The organism is Glaciecola sp. G7-5, assembly GCF_055808975.1.
On record NZ_CM147892.1, the window covers coordinates 2,625,476 to 2,645,460 of the forward strand.

At 42.0% G+C, this 19,985-nt stretch carries 21 protein-coding genes; 17 read left to right on the forward strand and 4 right to left on the reverse strand.

Features of this window, described 5'->3' with window-relative positions:
* The first annotated feature begins 93 nt into the window (after window positions 1–93).
* Both nadE and AC0L6H_RS11570 read left to right on the forward strand, forming a co-directional pair.
* Window positions 94–936, forward strand: a complete 843-nt coding sequence (nadE, locus tag AC0L6H_RS11565; protein WP_473389106.1) for an ammonia-dependent NAD(+) synthetase — start codon at window positions 94–96, stop codon at window positions 934–936.
* A gap of 6 nt (window positions 937–942) precedes the next feature.
* Entirely contained in the window at window positions 943–1,284 is a 342-nt protein-coding gene (locus tag AC0L6H_RS11570; protein ID WP_473389107.1) for a P-II family nitrogen regulator, read from the forward strand.
* A gap of 123 nt (window positions 1,285–1,407) precedes the next feature.
* On the opposite strand, the gene AC0L6H_RS11575 is transcribed toward AC0L6H_RS11570, so the two are convergent.
* The gene (locus AC0L6H_RS11575; protein ID WP_473389108.1) at window positions 1,408–1,893 is read right to left on the reverse strand and encodes an FKBP-type peptidyl-prolyl cis-trans isomerase; all 486 of its coding nucleotides are present in this window, start codon (window positions 1,891–1,893) and stop codon (window positions 1,408–1,410) included.
* A 61-nt stretch (window positions 1,894–1,954) separates the two neighbouring features.
* Window positions 1,955–2,917 carry a tRNA-modifying protein YgfZ gene (ygfZ, locus tag AC0L6H_RS11580; RefSeq protein ID WP_473389109.1) on the reverse strand — a complete coding sequence of 321 codons (963 nt, stop codon included), beginning with the start codon at window positions 2,915–2,917 and terminating at the stop codon, window positions 1,955–1,957.
* A 190-nt stretch (window positions 2,918–3,107) separates the two neighbouring features.
* Between ygfZ and AC0L6H_RS11585 the strand changes: the two genes are divergently transcribed.
* Together AC0L6H_RS11585 and AC0L6H_RS11590 are read left to right on the forward strand one after the other, a co-directional pair.
* The gene (locus AC0L6H_RS11585; RefSeq protein WP_473389110.1) at window positions 3,108–3,386 is read left to right on the forward strand and encodes an FAD assembly factor SdhE; all 279 of its coding nucleotides are present in this window, start codon (window positions 3,108–3,110) and stop codon (window positions 3,384–3,386) included.
* A 608-nt stretch (window positions 3,387–3,994) separates the two neighbouring features.
* Window positions 3,995–4,921 (forward strand): MaoC family dehydratase, encoded by a 927-nt coding sequence (locus tag AC0L6H_RS11590; RefSeq protein WP_473389112.1) that lies wholly within the window; start codon window positions 3,995–3,997, stop codon window positions 4,919–4,921.
* A 25-nt stretch (window positions 4,922–4,946) separates the two neighbouring features.
* Here AC0L6H_RS11590 and nadB read toward each other — a convergent pair whose 3' ends face one another.
* Window positions 4,947–6,593 carry an L-aspartate oxidase gene (nadB, locus tag AC0L6H_RS11595; RefSeq protein ID WP_473389113.1) on the reverse strand — a complete coding sequence of 549 codons (1,647 nt, stop codon included), beginning with the start codon at window positions 6,591–6,593 and terminating at the stop codon, window positions 4,947–4,949.
* A gap of 208 nt (window positions 6,594–6,801) precedes the next feature.
* Between nadB and rpoE the strand changes: the two genes are divergently transcribed.
* The 11 genes from rpoE to AC0L6H_RS11650 all read left to right on the forward strand — a co-directional run bounded on the left by rpoE (window position 6,802) and on the right by AC0L6H_RS11650 (window position 16,907).
* Window positions 6,802–7,380, forward strand: a complete 579-nt coding sequence (rpoE, locus tag AC0L6H_RS11600; RefSeq protein ID WP_473389114.1) for an RNA polymerase sigma factor RpoE — start codon at window positions 6,802–6,804, stop codon at window positions 7,378–7,380.
* Window positions 7,381–7,559: 179 nt separating this feature from the next.
* Window positions 7,560–8,180, forward strand: coding sequence for a sigma-E factor negative regulatory protein (locus AC0L6H_RS11605; protein ID WP_473389116.1), 621 nt, complete (start codon window positions 7,560–7,562; stop codon window positions 8,178–8,180).
* A gap of 5 nt (window positions 8,181–8,185) precedes the next feature.
* On the forward strand, window positions 8,186–9,298 hold the full coding sequence (locus AC0L6H_RS11610) for a MucB/RseB C-terminal domain-containing protein (protein ID WP_473389117.1): 1,113 nt from the start codon (window positions 8,186–8,188) through the stop codon (window positions 9,296–9,298).
* A gap of 10 nt (window positions 9,299–9,308) precedes the next feature.
* Window positions 9,309–9,797, forward strand: coding sequence for a SoxR reducing system RseC family protein (locus AC0L6H_RS11615; protein ID WP_473389119.1), 489 nt, complete (start codon window positions 9,309–9,311; stop codon window positions 9,795–9,797).
* A 345-nt stretch (window positions 9,798–10,142) separates the two neighbouring features.
* The gene (lepA, locus tag AC0L6H_RS11620) at window positions 10,143–11,939 is read left to right on the forward strand and encodes a translation elongation factor 4 (protein WP_473389120.1); all 1,797 of its coding nucleotides are present in this window, start codon (window positions 10,143–10,145) and stop codon (window positions 11,937–11,939) included.
* Window positions 11,939–12,808, forward strand: a complete 870-nt coding sequence (gene lepB / locus AC0L6H_RS11625; protein ID WP_473389121.1) for a signal peptidase I — start codon at window positions 11,939–11,941, stop codon at window positions 12,806–12,808. Before lepA ends, lepB begins: the two co-directional genes overlap by 1 nt.
* 50 nt (window positions 12,809–12,858) lie before the next feature.
* Window positions 12,859–13,533 (forward strand): ribonuclease III, encoded by a 675-nt coding sequence (rnc, locus tag AC0L6H_RS11630; protein ID WP_473389123.1) that lies wholly within the window; start codon window positions 12,859–12,861, stop codon window positions 13,531–13,533.
* The gene (gene era / locus AC0L6H_RS11635; protein ID WP_473389124.1) at window positions 13,530–14,435 is read left to right on the forward strand and encodes a GTPase Era; all 906 of its coding nucleotides are present in this window, start codon (window positions 13,530–13,532) and stop codon (window positions 14,433–14,435) included. Before rnc ends, era begins: the two co-directional genes overlap by 4 nt.
* 66 nt (window positions 14,436–14,501) lie before the next feature.
* Window positions 14,502–15,143, forward strand: coding sequence for a pyridoxamine 5'-phosphate oxidase (pdxH, locus tag AC0L6H_RS11640; RefSeq protein WP_473389125.1), 642 nt, complete (start codon window positions 14,502–14,504; stop codon window positions 15,141–15,143).
* A gap of 56 nt (window positions 15,144–15,199) precedes the next feature.
* Window positions 15,200–15,979, forward strand: coding sequence for a TatD family hydrolase (locus AC0L6H_RS11645; RefSeq protein ID WP_473389126.1), 780 nt, complete (start codon window positions 15,200–15,202; stop codon window positions 15,977–15,979).
* 250 nt (window positions 15,980–16,229) lie between these two features.
* Window positions 16,230–16,907, forward strand: a complete 678-nt coding sequence (locus AC0L6H_RS11650; protein WP_473389127.1) for a choice-of-anchor E domain-containing protein — start codon at window positions 16,230–16,232, stop codon at window positions 16,905–16,907.
* 77 nt (window positions 16,908–16,984) lie between these two features.
* Here the strand turns inward: AC0L6H_RS11650 and AC0L6H_RS11655 are convergent, their stop codons facing one another.
* Window positions 16,985–17,683 (reverse strand): AhpA/YtjB family protein, encoded by a 699-nt coding sequence (locus tag AC0L6H_RS11655; protein ID WP_473389129.1) that lies wholly within the window; start codon window positions 17,681–17,683, stop codon window positions 16,985–16,987.
* 70 nt (window positions 17,684–17,753) lie between these two features.
* Here AC0L6H_RS11655 and AC0L6H_RS11660 point away from each other — a divergent pair, with 70 nt between their 5' ends.
* The gene (locus AC0L6H_RS11660) at window positions 17,754–18,710 is read left to right on the forward strand and encodes a chemotaxis protein CheV (protein WP_473389130.1); all 957 of its coding nucleotides are present in this window, start codon (window positions 17,754–17,756) and stop codon (window positions 18,708–18,710) included.
* A gap of 130 nt (window positions 18,711–18,840) precedes the next feature.
* Window positions 18,841–19,941, forward strand: coding sequence for a phosphoserine phosphatase SerB (gene serB / locus AC0L6H_RS11665; protein ID WP_473389131.1), 1,101 nt, complete (start codon window positions 18,841–18,843; stop codon window positions 19,939–19,941).
* Window positions 19,942–19,985: the final 44 nt, after the last annotated feature.

Genomic DNA, 19,985 nt, shown 5'->3' on the forward strand with positions numbered 1-19,985 from the left:
TCATACCTTGTTGCGTCTTTTGTTCGTGTTTAGAATTTCCCCAACTATTTAGTTATATCGACCATGTTAAAAATTAATCAACCGGAGCGTGTAATGACCAAACAAGCTATTATTGACGAAATGCGAGTAGTACCTAATATCAATCCTGATTTTGAGGTTAAACGTCGCGTTGATTTTATTAAACGCCAACTGCAGGCGTCGGGTCTATGCTCTTTAGTCTTAGGCATTAGCGGCGGTATCGATTCGTGCACACTTGGTCGCTTGGCCCAAATAGCGGTAGATGAGTTAAATGAAGGCTCAGGAAAATTCAGATTTATCGCCGTTAGACTTCCTTATGGTACCCAGCTTGATGAGGATGATGCGCAAGCAAGTATCGACTTCATTAGTCCTAGTGTCGCGGTAACAGCAAACGTCAAAAGTGGCGCCGATGCAATACATCAAGTGGCTCTTGATGCGCTACTTGAAGCTGAAAACTTTGATCGCAACGAAATTAGCGCAAGTCTTGATGATTTTGTTAAGGGAAATGCAAAAGCGCGCACACGTATGGCGATTCAATATGATATTGCAGGCTTAACCAAGGGCTTGGTCTTAGGGACAGATCATTCAGCAGAAAATATTACGGGATTTTATACGAAATTTGGCGATGGGGCCTGTGATTTAGCACCCTTATTTGGTTTGAGTAAACGTCAAGTCAGGCAAATTGCGAGTTACCTAGGTGCTCCTGAGAATGTTATAACGAAAGCGCCAACCGCTGACCTTGAAAGCCTTAAACCGCAATTGGCGGATGAAGTGTCACTTGGCTTGTCATATGATCAAATTGATGACTTTTTAGAGGGAAAGAGTCAAGATAGCTTAGCAGACGAACGTTTAATATCTATTTATCATAAAACACAACACAAACGTGTTCCTATTCCTACCATTTACGATGAAGAGTAAGCTAGCATGAAAAAAGTAGAAGCAATTATAAAACCCTTTAAACTTGATGATGTAAGAGAAGCACTAGCAGCAGCCGGTGTATCTGGTTTGACGATTACTGAGGTAAAAGGGTTTGGACGCCAAAAAGGCCATCAAGAATTGTATCGCGGCGCAGAATATCAGGTCGATTTTTTACCTAAAGTAAAAATAGAAGTCGTGGTCAATGACGAGATTGTCGACAGAGTAGTAGAGAGTATTATTGATGTCGCCAAGACTGGTAAAATTGGCGATGGGAAAATCTTCGTTTATGACGTTTTAAGAGCCGTCAGAATTCGGACCGGTGAGGAAGGAGAAGACTCCCTCAGTTAGCATTCAAGAGCGCAACAGCGAAGTGTCACTCCTTGGTCTTTGTTGCGCATGCAAGAATTTGTTCTCTTACGCGTTTGACTCCCTTCGTCAAACTCGTGCATGCGCACAATGCGTGCTATTGGACTAGTGCGTGTGGCCGCAGCCCCCAGCGCCATGCACATGTCCATGACTGAGTTCATCTTGAGTCGCTTCACGGACATCTTCAATACTGACATCAAACAGAAGTGTCATGCCGGATAGGGGATGATTTCCATCAACAGTCACAAATTCGTCGTCTTTATCAATAATAATGACAGATTGCTCGCCTTGATCCGTGGTCGCTCGAAAGCTCATACCTACTTCTACATCCATGCCTTCAAACATATTACTAGGCACTTCTTGCACTAGTTGGTCTTGTCTTTCTCCATAAGCCTTTTCTGGCCCAACGCTAATTTCAAACTTTTCGCCTTTTTGCTTGCCGTAAAGTGCTTCTTCAAGCCCTGCAATCATGTAATGTGAACCTTGGATAAAGGCCAATGGCTTTGATGACTCAGACTCATCAATGAGATCACCATTTTCAGTTTTAACAGAATAGTGAAGGGTGACGACGTGATTGTCAGCTATTTGCATAATTTTCCTTTTGGTAATGTTGATAATAGTTAGCTTGGATTTATGTGCTTACGATATTTAGTTATGCTTGTAAATTGTAAGGCATTGGCATTAAGTTTAGCGCAGTTCCGCACGCTTTTAAACGTACCTTAGTGCCAAGTTCTGTATCATTTGGCATGACTGCCAATAGTTTTAGGCTAATGCCGTGATCGCTTCGCTGCTTTGCACTGCGCACCACAACGCCGCCTCGGCGCCATGAGTCTCCTATCTGAACTTCTAGGTCGTCACCTGCATTTACCGCAATATTTTCTGATATTTCAGCACTCAGTAAAAAGCTTGCGCGTTTGTTTTTTCCTAAAAACTTGGTACGTGCGACGACTTCTTGGCCCATGTAGCAACCCTTATCAAAGTCGATTGCGTTAATACATTGAAAATTTAGCATTTGCGGTATAAATTGGCCAATGGTTGCTTGTTGAATATTAGCAATACCCGCTTCTATCTCAAGCATATTCCAAGAGTCACAAGCAATAAAATCCTCGTTGCCGCTAATGTCTCGTAGTTTTTGCTTACCTTTGTCAGTTAAATAAGCCAGGTAACGTAAACTCGTGTCATTAAAACAAATGGCTTGGCCAAACTCATTTTCCTGCGTACTCATTGGCGTCTCGCTCAATGATGGAAATAGTTCCTTTAATAAATTGATGTTCTTTTCACCAGCAATCCCCACCGGATGGAGATCATCACACATTGTAATTTCGACTTTCGAGAATACACCATACTTTTTTAATTGGGCTTCACTTTCTCGCGCCGCATCTTTATGCATACCTAACAAAAACGCGTCGTTAGTTTGGCTTACGACCATAGCGCTGAACATCTTGCCTTTAAAGTCACAATGAGCGGCGAGTCGCGCGCTGCCCATTTGAAGGTTTTTGGTGGCAATTGTTATTTGCCCATGCAGGTACTCAAAACGCTGCTCGCCGGCAATCTTGAGTATGCTCAGATCATCTAGTGATGCCATAAAAGAATGTAGCATTGCAGAATTGGACAAAGGGCGTGCTCCTGTAAAAAAATAATAGGCTGATAGCAATTCGTATAAGACTATTGGATCTATGGGCTTTCACATAAGTTTACAATAGCTTGCTATAGATTTACTGATTATAGCAACAATTATTAGAAGATCAGTTTTGTGGTGCTTGTCTTAGTGTTAAGCTTATGATCAGAATTGGAACCTAAAGGAATTGACTTTGCAAGCTAGTGCATTTGAACCAAAACGACTCGCACGTTTACGTTGGGCATGCAGACGAGGTATGCTCGAGTTAGATGTGTTGCTACTCCCCTTTGTTGATCAAGCTTTTGATACACTAAGCTTTGAACAGCAAGAAACCTTTGAACGCCTATTAACGTGTGATGACCCTGATTTGTTCGCTTGGTTTATGGGGCATCAGAAGTGTATGGACCCAGAATTGGCTGCGATTGTTGAAATTGTACTCAATCGCGTGAAAATTAAGGCAGAATAGCCTTATTGGGTGAGTGAGGTAAATGCCGATATCGATTGATTTGCGGGCATGCAAGCGTTTTGCTGGGCTTGTTGACGCCTTGCTGCTCCTTTGCTGTACATTCACTATGATATTATTTTCGCAAAAGTACGCATCGGTCACTATGAATATAACGTTGTTTGCGTTAGCGTGTGTTTGTGCCGTATTTTTTGCTAGCGAGCGGACAAAGATTTCTTTTTTATTGTTGCACGAAGGGCAAGTTAACAAGTGTCGCGGTGTGTTTGAAAAGAAAGATACTCAAAAGTTTGGCGAAAGCACCTACATTCTGAGCGAAGAACACTGCGTATATTCCGGACTCGGATGTTTCTTAGCATTTCAGCGAGAGCAGGCTCAGCAGTCTTGGTGGACTTTTTCTGGACCGAGCCTTAAATGGATATTCGTGCCGAAGTACCTGTTGGCGGCGACCCAATACAAAAGCCTGTGTAGACACCTTATTTGGCAAAGATCTTAATTAGTCTTAATACCTAGGCTGACAAAAGGCTGCAGCTAAATTAAGCTGGTATCAAGCAAAAGGCACGACATTACTTTACTGAGGTTTGCAGATATTATAACGCTCAATGGATATTAACATGCTCGGACTCTATGCAAAGGCGCTCACTCATCGCCCCTATCGCGGCAATGCTGAAAATGAGTCAAAACTAGCTTTGCACGATCAAATCGTACTCCCAAAGCTTCCTGAAATTGTGCGCGAACAACAAGTGAATATCGATGCCAATCATTGTTATCAGTACAATCGTTTAACCCAGTGGCAACCGAATTTGGCCGCGTTGGTGCACCCAAATTATATACAAACTCTGTCTTTAGCTATGCAGTTAAGGATGATGGTGGATAAACATTTTCCCTTCTCACCGATGGGGATGGTGCATCTTGCCAACCATATACAAGTGCTTAAATTACCCTCTCAACATACTCCATTATGCTTAAAAACAAGCTTTGGACAGGTTTATTATCATAAGAAAGGTTGGTTGTTTGAACTGCTTACCTCAGCAAGTTCTGCTTTAGCTGAAGACGATTCGAGGCCTTTTATTCGCGCTACTAGTTTTTATTTGGCGAGGGCAAGACACTCAACGCAGCCGTCAGAGGCTTGTCCAAATCCTCCTAAATGGTTACACCTTCTTGATGATAAAAGCTTGGGATCTGAACTTAGTCATGAAAATATGAGTTTTTCAAATGACATTGGGCGCAAATATGCTCGCATTTCTGGCGACTACAATCCAATTCATTTGCATCCTTTAAGTGCGAGAATTTTTGGCTTTAAAAAAGCGATTGCACATGGCATGTTTTCAAAAGCGTGGGTGCTATCTAAACTTGCCAAAACACATCACTTTTACAAAGGAGAATTTGAAGTCGACACTTTATTTAAACAGCCCATTGCCTTGCCAGCAGAAACGGAATTGAGCAGTGAATTGATAAATACGCATCAACTTATTTTGTCTTTACACTCACAACAATCTCGCAAAGGGCGCTGCTTCCTTAAAGGAGAAGTAAGGTTTTAAACGCGAAATTACATTTGGGCACTGACTAAGGCATATTATTTTTATTAATAATGGTTGGTCCTGAATTTTCTAGTAAATTTGGATAATCTAGGTTGTAGTGTAAACCACGGCTCTCTTTGCGTTGCATAGCGCAACTAACAATTAGTTTAGCGACACAAAGCAAGTTTCTCAGTTCAAGCATATTATTGCTTACTTTGAAGAAAGAATAGTATTCGTCGATTTCTTGTTCTAATAGAGTGATTCGACGCAAGGCCCGTTCTAATCGTTTATTTGAGCGTACAATGCCTACGTAATCCCACATGAATAAACGTAATTCGTGCCAATTATGCTGAATAATTACCGCTTCGTCAGAATCAATCACACGGCTTTCATCCCACGCTTGGATGGGTACAAAATCGTTGCTAGAGGGGTTTTTATTTTTATCTAGTAAGCCACTGGCAATAATGTGTTTAGCGCAAGCATGAGCAAATACAACACATTCAAGTAAGGAGTTACTTGCCATGCGGTTAGCTCCATGCAATCCAGTGTAGGCAACCTCTCCAATCGCATATACATTCTCGAGGTTTGTCCTTGCGTCAAGATTAGTAACAACTCCGCCACAACTATAGTGAGCCGCCGGTACAACAGGAATCGGTTGACGTGTAATGTCTATCCCTAAACTTCTGCATTTTCGGTAAATATTTGGGAAGTGCTTTACGATAAAGTCATTGGATTTATGGCTAATGTCTAAATACATGCAATCAGCACCAAGGCGCTTCATTTCAAAGTCAATCGCACGAGCAACAATGTCACGTGGCGCTAGGTCACCACGTTTGTCAAACTGATGCATAAACGGGGTGCCGTCACCGTGGCATAAAAAAGCGCCTTCGCCACGAAGCGCTTCGCTAATAAGAAAGTTGCCTGCTTCGGGGTGATACAAACAGGTTGGATGAAACTGGTTAAACTCCATATTGGCAATATCACAACCTGCGCGCCATGCCATAGCGATACCATCGCCACTGGAGACATCGGGATTAGAGGTATATTGATAGACTTTACTACCGCCTCCTGTTGCTAAGGCGACAAAGGTGGCGCGTATTGCTTCTACCTTTTCTTTGTTACGGTTCCACACATAAGCGCCAACACAATGCTTATCGTCTTTGTTGGTTTTGATTAAGTCGATGGCATTGTAGCGTTCAAATAGATGAATATTAGGGTGGTGTTTGACGCTATCGGAGAGTGTGCCTTGCACTGCTGCGCCCGTGGCGTCGGCCGCATGCAGAATACGGCGATGGGAATGCCCACCTTCGCGGGTCAAATGAAATTTAGTTTCTCCTAGCGCATTTTTTTCTTGATCAAAAGGTACACCCTTGCCAATTAACCACTGCATACTTTCTTTCGCGTTTTGTGCGGTAAATCTTACTACGTCTGGGTCACAAATCCCGGCGCCAGCTTTCAAAGTGTCTTGAATATGGTTTTCTATAGAGTCGTTATCGTCAAAAACTGCCGCGATGCCGCCTTGCGCGTAGCGGGTGCTTCCTTCATCAATATCGCTTTTGCTTAGAACAATGACATTGCAATGGTCAGCAATGTTTAAGGCAAGACTGAGGCCGGCAGCGCCGCTCCCAATGACTAATAAATCGCACTTATGTTCAACTTGTGCTTGGTTTGACGACGGTAGCGTATTGGGCATAGTAGTGAAAGAACTTCCTAAAATAGTTGGTCTCGTTAGTAGATAATACTAAATCTATTCAATAAAAATACTATCTTGAGACCTTTTTCTATATTAAATTTGGTAAAGTGCGAACTTAATCAAAAAGCTAGGGTCAATTAAAGGGTAATAGACCTTAGGAATGTGCCCGCCGCCATCATGGTAGTAGCTTACAGGAGATATGGCATTAATGAGCGAGCAAGTAACAGATCAAGCGTTAGTAAAACAAGTGCAAAGCGGCAACAAAAATGCATTTAATTTACTCGTGGTACGCCATCAAAATAAAGTCATGAATATAGTGGCTAGGTATGTCAAGAATTCGGGTGATGTGGCCGATGTGACGCAAGAAGCGTTTATAAAAGCGTACAGAGCACTACCAAATTTTAGAGGGGAAAGTGCGTTTTACACTTGGCTCTATAGAATTGCGGTAAATAGTGCGAAAAACTATTTAACTTCGCAAAGTCGAAAGCCGCCCGCAAGCGACGTTGACGCGCAAGAAGCAGACTTTTATGATGGTAGTGACGCATTAAAAGAAAATGCGTCACCCGAAAAAACATTATTGTCGCAAGAGTTACAAGCAAAATTATTTGGCGCGATAGATAATCTACCTGACGACTTACGCGCGGCAATTACCCTTCGAGAGATTGAAGGTTTGAGTTATGAAGAAATAGCCGGCGTAATGGAGTGCCCGGTGGGGACAGTTCGCTCTAGAATTTTTAGAGCAAGGGAAGCAATAGACAAGGTAATAGTACCGTTAATTGAAAATTGAACTTTGTTTTTACAACATTTTGTGTACACTAGAAAAGTAGTTGTTTTTGAGTGTGACAAAATAATTAAGCCTAATAATTTCATTGGCTTAGTTAACAAAAGCAAAAATTTAATACAACAAAATGAACAAAACACTAATTTGTTACTCGAAGAAGTGAGTTTGTCCAGGAAATTGGGTGTATGACACAAGATTATGAAAACCTATCGGCCATGGTCGATGGTGAAGCAACAACAAACGAGCAGGGCAATTTTGCTAAAGCAATCATTAACGATGATGCACTTAGTGCAAAATGGCGTAGTTATCATTTAACCCGCGATCTGCTGCGTAATGACATGTCATCTGATGTTAGCTTTGATATTAGCGACAGTGTTGCAAGAGCATTAGAAGATGAACTTGCGATAGTTGCGCCTAAGCCCGGTTGGCGCGAACTGCCTATCGTATCTGCGGTGTTACCGATTATGCGACAAAGTGGTCAACTCGCTATGGTTGCCTGTGTTACCGCCTTGGTTATATTTGGTGTCCAAACCTACAATAAACCTGAAGTCACAGACCCCTTTACAACGGCGGTGCCGATTTTAGGTCCACAGGGTGGTTTGGCACCGGTGAGTCTTCAAAGCGCGACAAACGCTCAACAAAGTCGTATGGACCAATTGCTAGAGCAAAGACGCCAAATCAATGCTTTGATACAAGACCACGTGCGTCAACAAAGATTACGAAACGTTAGCCCTGAAACTGTAAACAGCACTCCAGTAGATGCACAAGAGCAAGGCTTAGACGACAACGGTAACAACAAACAGTAAGTATTATGAAACCCACATCAATGCAAAAACAGCCGCCAATGACAGCCTCACTGGCGGCTGTTTTATTATTCACTTTGTTGTTTTCGAGCCTAACAAGTGCTTTCCAATCTCAAACTGACGTTGAAACAGAAAGCCCCAAAGACGAGCCTTCTTCAACCAGTGAGGCGAATACAGACGACGCTACAGTCCCTTCACTTGCCAATGATTTTGATGTGTTGTCTGCGTATGCGTGGATGAGGCGCCTCTCTGATACCATCAATGAACGTTCTTTTGAGCTTAGTTTTGTTGTTTCTAGCGCAGGACGAGAGACCATGCCGTATGTATGGCGAAATGCCGTGTTAGCAGATGGTAGCACGGCTGAGCAACTAAGCTTACTGAACGGGCCCGGTTTTGAACAAATTCGTATCAACAATAAAGTCAGTATTTTTGAACCCGGGTTTTCACCTTTAAGTATTCGGTCTAGCGCTATCGATGGACCTATACCAAAAGCATTTATCCATACTCCCGACATTTTAAATAATAGTTACGACATCTTATTGATGGGACGTAACCGAGTTTCTGGTAGAATGGCGCAGCAAATCAGGGTCATCAGTAAAGATAAATCACGATATCAGTATCATTTATGGCTCGATGAACAAACGGGCCTTTTGCTAAAGCAAAATATGTATGATTTAAAAGGGGCTTTGCTGGAGCAAATTCAAGTGACACAACTTAGTATTAGCGATGATGTATTAGATCATTTTGCTAATATTCAAGCTGATCAGTTGCCGCCCGTTGCAATCACTCAAAGCCCTAGAAACAAAGCATTGCCATGGGCATTGAGCTTTTTACCCGTAGGCATGCAGATTGTAAGTGAAAATTTACGACGTATTTCTGCGACAGGCCAACCCGCTGAATATATGATGGTCAGCGATGGTTTGGTTGATGTATCGATATACGTAATGAAGGCGACCGACGTTCAGCAAGAAGATGTTGCGCTCAATACTGAAGCAACGTCTATTGTATCGATTTCAAACGGTCGTATTCAGGTCACTGTCGTGGGCGAAATACCCCTGGAAACGGCGAGTAAAATGGCCAACTCTATCGTGTTGGTCAGCGACGTAACTACGAACAAATAGTGTAGGCAAGATGATTGAAGAAAGCGGTAGAGTCGTTGCTGTAGAAGGCAACTATGTGTGGATAGAGACTCAAGTGAAGACCACCTGCGCTGGCTGCAAAGCAAGTGATGCCTGTCCAACAAGCACGATTGCAAAAGCCTTCACGCCAAAGGCAAACCATGTCTATATGGAAGTACCTTGTGCCTTAAGCGTTGGTCAACAAGTCAAAATAGGTATCCACGAACAAGCGCTTTTGATGGCTTCAACGATGGTCTACATCATTCCTTTATTGCTGCTTATTGTTACCGCGGCTGGCACAATGCTTATTTTTCCTGATTTACATGAACTGATCGTTTTGGCCCTTGCCAGTTTAGCGGCGGCAGGCGGGTTTTGGTGGGCCTCAGCGTATACTAAACAAACGTGTAATAAACATAAATTTGCACCTGTGTTTTTGGGGGCGACAATCAATCCGGTCCTTACTCACAAACATGAAATCCCCATGCATAAGATTGATTCTTAAGGGCTAGACTTGGTAATTTTATGATGCACTCAGTCTAAGGGCCGTAATGCGTTATGTATTTTACTTATCTGCATAATCTAAATTCGAGATTATATTGTATCAAAATGCTTATAATGCGCTGCATTTGTCGCAATTTGCTTCACAAAACGGTAATATCCGCGTTCTTTCTAGTAGGTATGAATAATACAATTATCGTAAGCTGAAAAGAATTCGTATTTGTAACACTTTTTATGCGTTTGCCAATGGTTATAGCAACAAGCTGGCAGACAATCAGTATTTCGTCAATCTATTGCACTGTAAAGACTGCAGAAGGTAGATTTGACCATAGTAGGTAACTCTTTTTTTATGCAACTTAAGAATATTCGTAATTTCAGCATTATCGCGCATATCGACCATGGTAAATCGACCTTGTCTGACCGCTTAATACAAGAATGTGGTGGCTTGACTAGTCGTGAAATGGCGGCTCAAGTGCTCGATTCAATGGATATTGAAAGAGAGCGCGGTATCACAATCAAAGCACAAAGCGTAACGCTTTACTACGATGCTAAAGACGGTGAACGATATCAGTTAAACTTCATTGATACGCCAGGACATGTGGATTTTAGTTACGAAGTGTCTCGTTCACTGGCAGCATGTGAAGGCGCACTACTTGTTGTTGACGCTGGACAAGGGGTAGAAGCACAAACCTTGGCTAACTGTTACACCGCAATAGATTTAGATATGGAAGTTGTTCCCATTCTGAATAAAATTGATTTACCACAAGCTGAGCCAGATCGCGTCGCTGAAGAAATCGAAGATATCGTTGGTATTGATGCTGTTGATGCGGTGCGTTGTTCAGCGAAAACAGGCGTGGGTATTTACGATGTACTTGAAGTTATCGTAAAACAAATACCACCGCCGGTGGGTGACAAAGATGCTCCCCTTGAAGCCCTTATTATTGATTCTTGGTTTGATAATTATCAAGGGGTCGTTTCGCTTGTTCGTATCGTGAACGGTGAGCTACACGCTAAAGACAAGATTAAAATAATGTCTACTGGCGGCGTCCATCAAGCCGATAAAATAGGTGTTTTTACACCTAAACAAACTGAAATGCCTGTTCTTAGGACCGGTGAAGTTGGCTTTATCATTGCTGGCATTAAAGAAATACACGGTGCGCCTGTTGGTGACACTATTACTACCGCTAAAAATCCAGTCGCAAAAGCACTGCCTGGCTTTAAGAAAGTAAAACCGCAAGTCTATGCAGGTCTATTCCCAGTAAGTTCTGATGATTATGAAGACTTCAGAGATGCACTTTCAAAACTGAGTTTAAACGATGCTTCCCTTTTCTACGAACCGGAAAGTTCTACGGCATTGGGTTTTGGTTTTCGTATTGGTTTCCTTGGCATGTTGCACATGGAGATTATCCAAGAGCGCTTAGAGCGAGAATACGATCTCGATTTAATTACAACGGCGCCAACCGTGGTTTACGAAGTAAAAACGACGAAAGGCGAAGTTTATAAAGTCGATAGCCCATCAAAACTACCACCAGTTAACGATATCGAAGAAATTCGCGAACCTATCGTGACTGCAAACATTCTTGTGCCCCAAGAATATTTAGGTAATGTCATCACCTTATGTGTTGAGAAGCGCGGCATGCAAACATCAATGGTGTATCACGGCAAACAAGTCGCGGTGACCTACGATTTACCAATGGCGGAAGTTGTACTAGACTTCTTTGATAGGCTTAAATCCACCAGTCGTGGTTTTGCGTCCTTAGATTATAATTTTACACGCTTCCAATTGGCTGACATGTGTCGTCTCGATATCCTTATCAATAGCGAACGCGTTGATGCCTTAGCGATTATTACGCACAAAGACAACGCACCACATCGTGGTCGTGATTTAGTCGAGAAATTACGTGAGTTAATTCCACGCCAAATGTTCGACATTGCAATTCAAGCCGCGATTGGTAATCATATTATTGCTCGCAGTACTGTAAAACAATTGCGCAAAAACGTTATCGCCAAATGTTATGGCGGTGATATTAGCCGTAAAAAGAAACTGTTACAAAAACAGAAAGACGGTAAGAAGCGCATGAAACAAGTGGGTAATGTTGAATTACCCCAAGACGCATTTTTAGCCATACTTAAGGTAGACAATTAATGGCCACATATTTTTCTATTATTCTCGTACTCGTCAGCGCAATCACCGGCTTGGTTTGGTTGACATATGCGCTCTTTTTCGCGCCTAAAAAGGCAGCCTTAGTTGATGCCAATGGCAAAGAAATTAATGAAGTTGTGCCGGTTGACCATGAGATGCCAGCAGCCGTGGATTTTTGCAAGCAAATGTTCCCCATATTTTTTGGCGTCATGATTTTCAGATCCTTCATTTATGAACCCTTTCAAATACCGTCAGGTTCTATGTTTCCGACCCTTCTTGTTGGTGATTTTTTGTTGGTCGAAAAATTTGCTTATAGTTTAAAAGACCCAGTTACACGTACAGAGCTAGTTAATACGGGAGAGGTTAAGCGCGGTGATGTAGTGGTTTTTAAATATCCGCGTGACGAGAAGGTTGATTACATCAAGCGTGTCGTAGGCTTGCCAGGAGAAACCATACATTATCGTAGTAAACGTATTTTTATTCAGGGTGTTTGTGAAACAGAAAAACCTTGTCCTCCCGAACAAGCAGTTGACCTAAAATCTCTAGGATTTAGTAACGAAGCAGAGCACGGCGCGGCTCTTAAGATGTTCATGGAGTCTTTGGGCAACGTTGAACATAGAATATTGCAAAACCCTCGCAGAATTGAAGCAGCGAGCTCTCACGTTGTCCCTGAAGGCCATTATTTTGTGATGGGCGATAATCGAGACAGCTCAGCAGACAGCCGTGAATGGGGCTTTGTGCCTGAAAACAACATAGTAGGTAAAGCCGTCTTTATCTGGATAAGTTTTGAATTTGAACGTACATCTGACGATTTTCTGCCTTCCTTTGTACCCACGGGGATTCGCTTTGAGCGCATCGGTGCAATAAAATAAGATGCTAACTTTGCTTTCACCCAGCCAATCATTGCTAGTCGAGGTAGCGCTTGATTGACCCTTACATTAAATTAGTCAGGCAAATTGACTATAGGTTTGAAGATGTTGCCTTGTTACAGCAAGCGCTCACGCACAGAAGTGCAGCGAAAAAACACAATGAACGCTTAGAGTTTTTAGGGGATGCGGTGCTTGGTTTAGTTATTGCGCAGCGGGTATACGAGAAGTTTCCAAATTTACCAGAAGGTAAACTAACCAGAATGCGCTCTAACCTAGTGAAAGGAGAAACCTTAGCGAAGGTAGCGCGTGAGCTTACTTTAGGTGAACTCATTAAACTGGGCCCGGGCGAAATGAAAAGTGGTGGGCGTAGACGAGATTCAATATTAGCAGATGCTGTTGAAGCCGTTATTGGTGCTATTTATGTTGAAGCTGGGTTAGACGCAGCAACATGTACGATTGATAAGCTGTTTCATGAGCGCATTAAAGCGCTTGACCCCAATATCCAAATTAAAGACAGCAAAACGCAATTACAAGAATACTTGCAGAGCAAACAGTACGACCTGCCAGAATATAAAGTGATTGATATCAAAGGTAAGGACCATGCTCAAATTTTCACTGTCAAATGTGATGTTAGCGCCCTTAAGGTCCATAAAATAGGTGCCGGGAAAAGCCGACGCATCGCGGAGCAAGAAGCCGCAAAACAAATTTTGGAGAGTCTGGCCTTATGAATGAAACATATTGCGGCATGATTGCTATTGTAGGGCGTCCAAACGTGGGTAAATCAACGATTTTGAACCGCATATTAGGGCAAAAAATCAGTATTACATCGCGCAAACCACAAACTACGCGCCATCGTATAATGGGTATCGATACGCTTGATAATAAACAAGCAATATATGTAGACACACCCGGCCTACACGCAGAAGAGAAAAAAGCCATTAACAAGCTCATGAATAGGGCGGCGTCTAGTTCTCTTAATGATGTTTCGATGGTGCTTTTTGTCATTGAAGGCACGCGCTGGACTGATGACGACGAACTTGTGCTGAACAAAATAAAGCAATCAGGTCTGCCTTGTTGGTTGGTTGTGAACAAAATCGACATGGTGAGTGAACAAGGTAAATTGATGGACACCTTAAAAGAGCTTAACAGCAAGCACGATTTTGCGCACTTGTTACCTGTCTCTGCTAAACAAGGCAAACAGATCGACAATTTACGCCAGTTGATTTTTGATAATTTGCCTGCTTGTGAGTTTTATTATCCTGAAGATTTCGTTACAGACCGTTCTAGCCGCTTTATGGCCGCTGAAATTATTCGTGAAAAGCTAATGCGTTACACCGGTGATGAACTTCCTTATGCGGTAACCGTAGAAATAGAACAGTTTAAGCTTACGCCAAAAGGCGTTTATCATATCCATGGGCTTATTTTGGTTGACCGTGCTTCACAAAAACCCATGATTATTGGGAAAAATGGCTCCCATTTAAAAACAATGGGCGCTGAAGCACGTAAAGACATGGAAGCATTGTTCGACAATAAAGTGTTTCTAGAGCTTTGGGTCAAAGTTAAATCGGGCTGGGCGGATGATGAACGAGCCCTACGATCCTTAGGCTATGAAGAAGACTACCGGACGTAATAACTGGCTATTTGAGCTTACAAAATACGATAAAAAGATAAGTCGTTGTCGCATAGGGAGCGCATCATGAAACCATTGCAAGATTTTCGCAAAGAATACACCAAAGGCAGGCTTGATACTGATGTGCTCAGCACTAATCCCATGGACCTGTTTTCTCGCTGGTTAGAAGATGCCATTGCGGCAGATTTACCTGATCCCAACGCCATGACTGTGGCAACTGTTGATAGCAGCGGACAGCCGAGTCAGCGTATCGTGCTGCTTAAAGATGTGAGTGACGAAGGCTTTGTGTTTTATACCAATTTAGGCAGTCGTAAAGCACAAGAGCTCAAGCAAAACAATAAAGTGAGTTTGCATTTTCCGTGGTATTTTTTAGAGCGCCAGGTAAGAGTGTGCGGTATTGCAGAGCCATTATCACGTACAGCCGTTGCTAAATATTTTTTCTCTCGCCCAAAAGATAGCCAGCTTGGCGCTTGGGCAAGTAAACAAAGTAGCCCCATATCAACGCGCCAGCTGCTTGTTAGTCAATTTATGCAAATGAAGGAAAAATTTGCCAAAGGAGATATTCCTTTGCCTGATTTTTGGGGCGGATATTTAGTGAAGCCACAACAAATTGAGTTTTGGCAGGGCGGCGAGCATCGCCTTCACGACCGCTTTGAATATAATAAAGATGAACATGGACAATGGTCTAATCAGCGCTTAATGCCTTAGTGTATGAGGCAAATTCACTAGACCTGCCTGACTTCGTTATCAGCTAAGGCTTTTTCATGATTGACAGCCATTGCCACTTAGACTTACCAGCTTTCGACAGCAAGCTTTCGCAGGTAATTGAAAATGCTAAATCACTCGGTGTAGATAAATTTCTCGTACCGGGCTTGAGTATCAAGCAATTTCAGACCCTCCTAAATATAAAAGCAAAACATGCTGAAATAGATATTGCCCTTGGATGCCATCCTTACTTTTTAAAAGAACTTTCGCATAAAGCGTTTGAGAAAAGCATTGAAGAACTGACTGACCTTGCAAAGCAGCACTGCGATGACTATGTGGCTATAGGTGAGTGCGGCCTAGATGGATGCTTAGACATTTCATTTGTATATCAATATAAAGTGCTACAAGCACAAGTTGTCCTTGCACAATCGCTTAAAAAGCCGCTTATTCTTCACCATAGACAATCTCATAACGAATTAATAAGAATATTAAAGGCAACTAAATTTGAGTATGGGGGAGTGATACATGCTTTTAGCGGCAGTTACGAAACTGCGCAAACCTATATAGATCTTGGTTTTTCATTGGGAATAGGTGGCACGATTACTTATGCGCGAGCGGTAAAAACTCGCAATACCGTTCAACGCTTAGGTCTTGCGCATTTGCTTCTGGAAACTGACTCACCTGATATGCCGATATCGGGTTATCAAGGACAAGTAAATACCCCTGAGCGTCTCCCCTTAATCGCCAAGACCTTAGCTGATTTACTTGAAGAAACCTTGGATGAAGTCATCAGCAAAACCGATCGTAATTACCGCCGCGTGTTTATGCCCTTAGCTTAATAAATAAGATGTCGTGTGCCTATTGCGACATTCGCCTAGTTATAAAAGAGTTGTTAAGAAACTTCTTATGGGGTGTTTGTCATGATTTTTTACAGCAAACATTTTGTTTATTGTGAAAAATTCATAAGTAGTTGTAAATTAATAAAATAAAAAGTTGGCACAGCCATTGCTATACCCTCAGTACTAGGAACGTTTAGTCACTCCCGGCTAATGTTTGTTTAATCCTATTTATACTTGAAGGAAATTCACGATGTTAAAGAATATTTTATGTGGCGCTACCCTTTTATGTGCAGCTGGTTTTGCAAATGCAGCAAGTATCACTGTTAGCGAAGTTGTTACTATCGCAGATACTAACTTTCAAACTACTGTTAGCTTAGCTAAGTTTGATACCATGGGCGGTACTCGCGTACTAGACTCAGTCGCCTTTTCAATTGACGGCGAAATCATCGGTTCTGCTGAAGTTGAGAGTAGAGACGCACAAGCAGCGACTATCGTGACTAATTTATCTGCTGAGCTTATTCTTATTGATGCAATGATGAATCAATTGGTTGTGGCGATGCCAACAATCGTAAATACTTTCAGCGCAACAGCGTATGACGGTACCCTAGATTACGGCGGTACTTCAGGTTTTACCTTAAATAACATTACCGCGAGCACAACAGCAACTTCAGCGGCGTTTACTGATGCTGGCACCTTAGCGGCATTCACAGGCCCAGGTTCAACCTCATTCGTATTTGATGCAAACGCAACAAGCTCTGCAACAGGCGCTGGTAACTTGGTAACTGGTTTTACCACGCAAGCAGGTGGTCTGGTATCAGTAATCTATACTTACTCTGACATCACAGTGCCAGTATCGGCTCCTTCACACATTGCATTGATGGGCTTAGGTCTATTAGCATTTGCTGGCTTAAGAAAAGCGCGCAAATAAGCTTTATAGCAAGAACACACATTCAAAAAAATCACCGCTAAGCGGTGATTTTTTTTACTTCTTTTTTGTGTTTACCTTTATATCAGATCATCTTCGCTGTCGACCAAACGATAACTTTTACGCAGTTTATAAATCAAGCGTGTACTCAATGTTGCAGCAATAATACTGAGCACAATAATCAACAGACTCTGCAAAAGTTGGTTCTTGTTAAATGCTCTATGATGCTCTGTAATTGCTTGTTTATCTAGTACCAGCTTTAGGTAACCAATTACATTGCCTTCATATACAATATCTTCTACGAATACTAAGGGCTCTAAATCACTGTTTTTAAGGATGTCGACTACAGATAATCGATCATCTTGTTTCGCAAGACGTACGCCGAGTTCGTCGTATAGTACAGCACCTTTTACAAATATTCCTTGATTGACCACCTCTATATAGTGATCAAGCATCGTTTGGTCTTTTTGGGCCAAGGGCGCTGCCACAAGTCTAGCGGCTTGCACAGTTAGGCTACGCCCTAGTTGCTCGGACTCTACGCGGTACCAACTAGCTGCATTTTGTGTGTGCATCATATAAAGGTTAGCGCCAATCGCAACGAATAATATGAACAATATAAGCGTAGAAATACGCTTAAATATTGAGTAATTGTGATTGCTGCTACGAATATTCATGATAACAATAGGTGATGTTCTATTAAATTTGGGATGGGTCGACCATAGTGGAAAAGGCTTAATTTGCCAAGCATTTGTTGAAATCTTTAGTCTTACAAACCGCATATTTTAATCGTGTTTTTATAAAAATGGTCGATAAACACTAGTAGCTGTTTATTCTTGTTGAGAAAGTGCAATGTCAAAACTAATGTCGTCAATAGACCAACGAACACAGTTGGTGGGCGAAAACAGATTAGAATTACTTTTATTCAAATTGGGCACGCGCCATACTTTTGCCTTAAATGTATTTAAAGTGCGTGAGGTGATCACGGTGCCGGCGATGAACCAAATACCGGGTTCGCATTACAATTTAAAAGGAGTAACAAACTACCGTGGTAAGTCAATTCCCGTAATAGATTTGCGAGATGCGATTAAAATGCACAGTAATAATCCAGAGTATCAGCCTGAAAACGTCATCATCACTGAATATAACCGCAGTGTACAAGGTTTCTTAATTGGTCAAATCATGAATATTGTGAATACCTCCTGGAGTGATATTCAAGCGCCCCCGAGTTCTGTTGGGAAAAATAATTATTTAACTGCAATTACGCGCTATGACAACGGTGAAAACCAAGAATTAGTCGAAATTATAGATGTTGAAAAAGTCCTTTCTGAGATCGTACATTACGATACAACTATTTCTCCTGAAGCCTTAGATGAAAAAGTTAGCAATCAATTACGCGGGCAAAAAATTCTTGTTGTTGACGATTCTGCGACTGCAAGATGGCAAATACGCGAAACCCTAGCGCCTTTGGGCATTGAAATAATAGAAGAGAAAAATGGCTTGTTAGCTTTAAATCGCTTAAGGAGCTGGGCCGATAGCGGTAAAAAAGTAGAAGATGAAATTCTCATGATGTTTACTGATGCCGAAATGCCTGAAATGGACGGCTACAGACTAACCGCTGAGGTGAGAAGCGACGCGCGCATGGCGAATTTATTTGTTGCCTTAAATACATCCCTAAGCGGAAGCTTTAATGAAGCAATGGTAAAAAAAGTAGGATGTAATCGGTTTATTTCAAAGTTTCAACCTGATTTGTTGGTTGATGTATTGCAACAGCGCATGCGCGAGGTCATCAATAATAAAGAGAACTAAGTAAAATTTCCCACTAATTTACTTACCCGACTTGCTTATTCTGATAACATTATGAAAACTCTTTTTATAGAAAATCGAGCAATATCCAGTATTGCTCGACGCACAGAATTGCAACAGGGAACGCCTTCTTTTGAACAAACAAGCTCCAAAGCCAACTCAAACTCAAGCTAATATTCACTTTTCTACGCGTTACCTTCGCGAGCAACTGAGCAGGGGAAATACGTTAGCTATTCAGGCTGATACCCAATCGACTTTCCTTGAAGAGGAAAAGCTCGTTTCTTATATCGAACAAAAGTCGATTGATACAAATAATGTTGAAAAAATTGTCATCGTTGGTCAAGCCATCAATATTACAAGCTTAGAAAAAATGGTGAGCAAATATTTTGCAGATGCATCTTATGTATTAATACAAGCACATCACTTGAGCGATGAATTCCCACAACAGGCTGTAGAGCTCAGTATTTATGGTTCCAGTGCAAGTAATACGCACATAAGCGCAGCAGAAACTAGGCCTTCGTGTGTCGTCGCCAACGAAACGCTAAGGCAACTTGCCAATGATTTCTTTGTCGATGCGTTTAGGGTCACTAAAACGCGTTTAAGTACTCCTGGCTTGTTGGTCATGGATATGGATTCAACCATAATTAATATGGAGTGTATTGATGAAATCGCTGCTTTGGCTGGTGTAGGCGAAAAAGTGAGCGCGTTGACTGAACGAGCGATGCAAGGTGAATTAGATTTTAACCAAAGTCTATACGCACGGGTGGCTTGTTTAAAAGGAATCGAGCTTAACGAGCTCGACAAACTAAAGAGTCGATTACCCATAAACCCAGGCTTTGCTCGTACGATTGAAATCTTGCAAGCACATGGTTGGGTAACCTGCATTGCTTCTGGTGGTTTTACCTATTTTGCAAACTATCTAAAAGATAGCTTTGAGCTGAACTATGCCCATAGTAATGTATTGTCGGTTGAAAACAATGTGCTAGGCGGGTCTGTTGAAGGTGATATTGTTAATGGCGAGATGAAAAAACAGATCCTATTACAAAGAACACAAGAGCATAATTTTGATATGCAACAGACGATTGCGATTGGCGACGGCGCAAATGATTTATTGATGATGGAGGCCGCGGGAATAGGGGTTGCCTATAAAGCCAAAGCTAAAGTACAAATAGCAGCCGATGCCAACATTAATTATTGTGGCTTTGAAGGCTTACTATATTGTTTAGCGCCCTAAGGGCGATTTCAGCTTTATGTAAACGCTTTGCAAAAGCGGCCAAG